The sequence below is a fragment of the Sphingomonas sp. 66-10 genome, assembly GCF_001897045.1.
Lineage (GTDB): Bacteria > Pseudomonadota > Alphaproteobacteria > Sphingomonadales > Sphingomonadaceae > Sphingomonas > Sphingomonas lycopersici.
In genome coordinates, this window is record NZ_MKRR01000054.1 from 1 (window position 1) to 2,215 (window position 2,215).

The 2,215-nt window shown below is 60.9% G+C and carries 4 protein-coding genes; 1 reads left to right on the plus strand and 3 read right to left on the minus strand.

Annotated features, from left to right (window positions below):
- The 3 genes from BGN95_RS05795 to BGN95_RS05805 all read right to left on the minus strand — a co-directional run.
- A partial coding sequence (locus BGN95_RS05795; RefSeq protein WP_502688256.1) for a c-type cytochrome occupies window positions 1-382 on the minus strand: 382 nt, incomplete at its 3' end.
- 36 nt (window positions 383-418) lie between these two features.
- On the minus strand, window positions 419-1,000 hold the full coding sequence (locus tag BGN95_RS05800; RefSeq protein ID WP_286771932.1) for a ferritin-like domain-containing protein: 582 nt from the start codon (window positions 998-1,000) through the stop codon (window positions 419-421).
- A 2-nt stretch (window positions 1,001-1,002) separates the two neighbouring features.
- Window positions 1,003-1,707, minus strand: a complete 705-nt coding sequence (locus BGN95_RS05805; RefSeq protein WP_286771933.1) for an RNA polymerase sigma factor — start codon at window positions 1,705-1,707, stop codon at window positions 1,003-1,005.
- A gap of 301 nt (window positions 1,708-2,008) precedes the next feature.
- Between BGN95_RS05805 and BGN95_RS05810 the strand changes: the two genes are divergently transcribed.
- Window positions 2,009-2,215, plus strand: a 207-nt coding sequence (locus BGN95_RS05810) for a GreA/GreB family elongation factor (RefSeq protein ID WP_286771934.1), incomplete at its 3' end; no start/stop codon positions are given.

A 2,215-nucleotide genomic window follows, 5' to 3' on the forward strand; every position in this document is an offset into this window, starting at 1 on the left:
AGCCCATCAGCGTGCCCGGTGCAAAGGCGGTGGGATTCTTCAGCCAGCGATCGAGATTCTCCGGCGTCCAGACCACATTCAGCTTTTTCAGCGCGGCGGAATAATGATAGCCCGGCACGCTTGCCGATTTGCGCCCGACCACACCGCGATGCATCGGCCCGATGCGGTTGGCATCCAGCGAATGGCAGCCGCCGCACTTCGCTTCGTAAAGGCCTTCCCCCCGGGAGGGATTACCGGGGGGAAGAACGCTCCGCGGCACAGATGCGTTCACAGTGGCGGGCATTTTCACGGTGCCGTTCTGTGCCGCGGATGCAGGCCCGGTGAAGAGAACCACAGAAGAGGCTATCGCGGCTGCTTCAAAAATCCGGACCAGGCGTTTCATAGTTCTCAAGTAACTCCCAAAGTGTGATTGTCGCGATCAGCCGAACAGCGGCGCTTTTTGCGGAACCGGAACGCCCAGCACATGGCCGAGCACACCGGCGTGAAAAGCCTCATCCCCTGCCGTCCTGGCAGCGAGCAGATAGAGATCGGACTCCCCCAGTGACGGAATAATGCCGAGATAGGCGTTGGTGGCGCCGGTTTCGAGCTTGAGCGCCAGCCGCAATACGCCGGTCTGATCCTTCAGCGAAGCCGCATTCAACTCTTTTGCATAATCGCCAAGTTTCTTCGGCTCTACCGGCTTGCCGCCAAGCCGCTTGATCGCGGCGATGAGATCGTCGCGATGGGTCTTGTGGTGTCCCTGAAACGTCACCGCGACTTTCAGCACATCCGGCGTAAGCAGTTTGCTTTCCGCGCCGATCTGATAAGCGGCGATGCCTTCATCTTCGAGGGCGAGCGCCGCATTCAACAGTTGAACATCCTGTGCGGTGTTGCCGCCCGCGGCAGCCTTGCCGGCGGCACGCGCAGGCAGGTCCATCAGCGCAAGCGCGCCGGCCGCAGAAAGTGTTGCCCCCGCTGTCAAAATTCCACGGCGGGATTTGGGTGCAAGAATTGCGTTCATCATTATTCTCCGGTGTTTTCCGGGCCGGAATGGCCCAGACGTTCAAGGACGCGTGCTGTCAGGGCTTCGCAGTCTACCCCCGCGAACGGGAAAGTTTCGGCCAATGCCGCTTTCCATTCGGGGTCAAGCATCTGTTGCAGGCGGTGGCGCGCACGCACCGCGCGGGTTTTCACCGTGTCGGGATTGATGCCGAGCACGCCTGCGGTTTCATCGACACTGAGGCCTTCGATCTCACGCAACACGAAAACGAGGCGGAACGGTTCCGGCAGGCGCGCGATGGCGCGTTCCAGCACACCGGCCAATTGTTTGCGGGCCAATGCGGCCTCCGGTGTTGCCTTGCCTGCCGTGGCGTTCATCAGTTTCTCGCGATATTCATCCATCACCACGACCGAATCCGTGTTGAATGCCGCCATACGCCGTAACGCGGCACGCCTGCGCGACAATGCTTCGTTGACCGCGATCCGGGTCAGCCAGGTTGTGAGCGAAGATTTTCCGTTGAAGGAAGCAGCCGCTGGAATGGCGTGGAGATAGGCTTCCTGCACGACATCCTCGGCCTCTGCACGGTTGCGCGTGACGCTCCACGCGGCACGGAACAGCCGCTGATTGTTGCGTTGCGTGACGAGGCGGACCGCTTGCGGCTCCTTTCGGGCAAAACAGGCCGCCAGTTCGACGTCCGTCAGATTTTCGTAGTCCCGCAGCGCCTGCATAGGCATCGCCCCAACCTTTCACACATTAGACGCCGCCCCGCGCCAAAGGTGCCCGCCATATTCGAGAATTTTTCAGCGGCATCCGGCGCTATTGAAAGGTGCGCGGTATTCCTTATGTTATAGGCATGAGCAAACTTGTCGCACTTCGGCAGCTGCTTCGCGCGGGACGCCTCCACTCAGGCGTGTAGCCCGGGCGTTCGGCGTGGCCGTCGTCCGGGTAAAGCTCATCAATCTCATGGATTTATAGGCAAAACCGCTTTTGGCGGCCGGGTTTGATCCCGGCCTTGGACGAGGTGCAGTCATGCTTCCCACGTTACCGGAGGTGTTCATTCCGCTGTCCGAACGGCCCCACCTGGAGGCCGCCATCGAGAAAGCGTCCCGTCAGGGCCATCCCGTCGCGAATTTCCTCAAAGGGGAACTGGAACGGGCGTCCTTTTGCAGCCGCGCGGACATGCCGCCGGACACGGTCACGATGAATGGCTGGGTGAATTTCCGCGTCGACTGGGGC